This is a genomic window from Serratia sp. X10, assembly GCF_017811775.1.
In the GTDB taxonomy this organism is placed as follows: domain Bacteria; phylum Pseudomonadota; class Gammaproteobacteria; order Enterobacterales; family Enterobacteriaceae; genus Serratia; species Serratia ureilytica.
The window spans coordinates 1-2877 of the sequence record NZ_JAEIOH010000018.1; the positions used below are offsets into that span (position 1 = coordinate 1).

Annotated in this window: 1 rRNA gene; it reads left to right on the forward strand. The window is 52.9% G+C overall.

The window, feature by feature from the left end:
• Positions 1 to 76 precede the first annotated feature (76 nt).
• Positions 77 to 2877 (forward strand): 23S ribosomal RNA (locus tag J9788_RS24940); the annotation flags it as partial.

The window sequence follows — 2877 nt, forward strand, 5'->3', positions numbered from 1 at the left end:
TGGGATAAAGAGTAACCTGTCATAGAGTCTCTCAAATGTTTGCAGCGCGAACGATGGAAACATCTTCGGGTTGTGAGGTTAAGTGACTAAGCGTACACGGTGGATGCCTAGGCAGTCAGAGGCGATGAAGGGCGTGCTAATCTGCGAAAAGCGTCGGTAAGGTGATATGAACCGTTATAACCGGCGATACCCGAATGGGGAAACCCAGTGTGTTTCGACACACTATCATGTCATGAATACATAGTGGCATGAGGCGAACCGGGGGAACTGAAACATCTAAGTACCCCGAGGAAAAGAAATCAACCGAGATTCCCCCAGTAGCGGCGAGCGAACGGGGAGGAGCCCAGAACCTGAATCGGCTTGTGTGTTAGTGGAAGCGTCTGGAAAGTCGCGCAGCAAAGGGTGATAGCCCCGTACACTAAAATGCACAGGTCGTGAGTTCGATGAGTAGGGCGGGACACGTGACATCCTGTCTGAATATGGGGGGACCATCCTCCAAGGCTAAATACTCCTGACTGACCGATAGTGAACCAGTACCGTGAGGGAAAGGCGAAAAGAACCCCGGCGAGGGGAGTGAAATAGAACCTGAAACCGTGTACGTACAAGCAGTGGGAGCACCTTCGTGGTGTGACTGCGTACCTTTTGTATAATGGGTCAGCGACTTATATTTTGTAGCAAGGTTAACCGTATAGGGGAGCCGTAGGGAAACCGAGTCTTAACTGGGCGAATAGTTGCAAGGTATAGACCCGAAACCCGGTGATCTAGCCATGGGCAGGTTGAAGGTTGGGTAACACTAACTGGAGGACCGAACCGACTAATGTTGAAAAATTAGCGGATGACTTGTGGCTGGGGGTGAAAGGCCAATCAAACCGGGAGATAGCTGGTTCTCCCCGAAAGCTATTTAGGTAGCGCCTCGTGAACTCATCTTCGGGGGTAGAGCACTGTTTCGGCTAGGGGGCCATCCCGGCTTACCAAACCGATGCAAACTCCGAATACCGAAGAATGTTATCACGGGAGACACACGGCGGGTGCTAACGTCCGTCGTGAAGAGGGAAACAACCCAGACCGCCAGCTAAGGTCCCAAAGTCATGGTTAAGTGGGAAACGATGTGGGAAGGCATAGACAGCCAGGATGTTGGCTTAGAAGCAGCCATCATTTAAAGAAAGCGTAATAGCTCACTGGTCGAGTCGGCCTGCGCGGAAGATGTAACGGGGCTAAACCATGCACCGAAGCTGCGGCAGCGACGCTTAGGCGTTGTTGGGTAGGGGAGCGTTCTGTAAGCCGTTGAAGGTGGCCTGTGAGGGTTGCTGGAGGTATCAGAAGTGCGAATGCTGACATAAGTAACGATAAAGCGGGTGAAAAGCCCGCTCGCCGGAAGACCAAGGGTTCCTGTCCAACGTTAATCGGGGCAGGGTGAGTCGACCCCTAAGGCGAGGCTGAAAAGCGTAGTCGATGGGAAACAGGTTAATATTCCTGTACTTGGTGTTACTGCGAAGGGGGGACGGAGAAGGCTAGGCTGGCCGGGCGACGGTTGTCCCGGTTTAAGCGTGTAGGGGGTGTGACCTGGTAAATCCGGTTGCATATTAACCCTGAGGCGTGATGACGATGCACTACGGTGCAGAAGTAGTTGATGCCCTGCTTCCAGGAAAATCCTCTAAGCTCCAGGTAACATTAAATCGTACCCCAAACCGACACAGGTGGTCAGGTAGAGAATACCAAGGCGCTTGAGAGAACTCGGGTGAAGGAACTAGGCAAAATGGTGCCGTAACTTCGGGAGAAGGCACGCTGGCATGTAGGTGAAGTCCCTCGCGGATGGAGCTGAAGCCAGTCGAAGATACCAGCTGGCTGCAACTGTTTAATAAAAACACAGCACTGTGCAAACACGAAAGTGGACGTATACGGTGTGACGCCTGCCCGGTGCTGGAAGGTTAATTGATGGGGTCAGCCGCAAGGCGAAGCTCTTGATCGAAGCCCCAGTAAACGGCGGCCGTAACTATAACGGTCCTAAGGTAGCGAAATTCCTTGTCGGGTAAGTTCCGACCTGCACGAATGGCGTAATGATGGCCAGGCTGTCTCCACCCGAGACTCAGTGAAATTGAACTCGCTGTGAAGATGCAGTGTACCCGCGGCAAGACGGAAAGACCCCGTGAACCTTTACTATAGCTTGACACTGAACATTGAGCCTTGATGTGTAGGATAGGTGGGAGGCTTTGAAGCGTGGACGCCAGTCTGCGTGGAGCCATCCTTGAAATACCACCCTTTAATGTTTGATGTTCTAACTCGGCCCCATAATCTGGGGTGAGGACAGTGTCTGGTGGGTAGTTTGACTGGGGCGGTCTCCTCCCAAAGAGTAACGGAGGAGCACGAAGGTTAGCTAATCACGGTCGGACATCGTGAGGTTAGTGCAAAGGCATAAGCTAGCTTGACTGCGAGAGTGACGGCTCGAGCAGGTACGAAAGTAGGTCTTAGTGATCCGGTGGTTCTGAATGGAAGGGCCATCGCTCAACGGATAAAAGGTACTCCGGGGATAACAGGCTGATACCGCCCAAGAGTTCATATCGACGGCGGTGTTTGGCACCTCGATGTCGGCTCATCACATCCTGGGGCTGAAGTAGGTCCCAAGGGTATGGCTGTTCGCCATTTAAAGTGGTACGCGAGCTGGGTTTAGAACGTCGTGAGACAGTTCGGTCCCTATCTGCCGTGGGCGTTGGAAGATTGAGAGGGGTTGCTCCTAGTACGAGAGGACCGGAGTGAACGCACCACTGGTGTTCGGGTTGTCATGCCAATGGCATTGCCCGGTAGCTAAGTGCGGAAAAGATAAGCGCTGAAAGCATCTAAGCGCGAAACTTGCCTCAAGATGAGTCTTCCCTGGGCCTT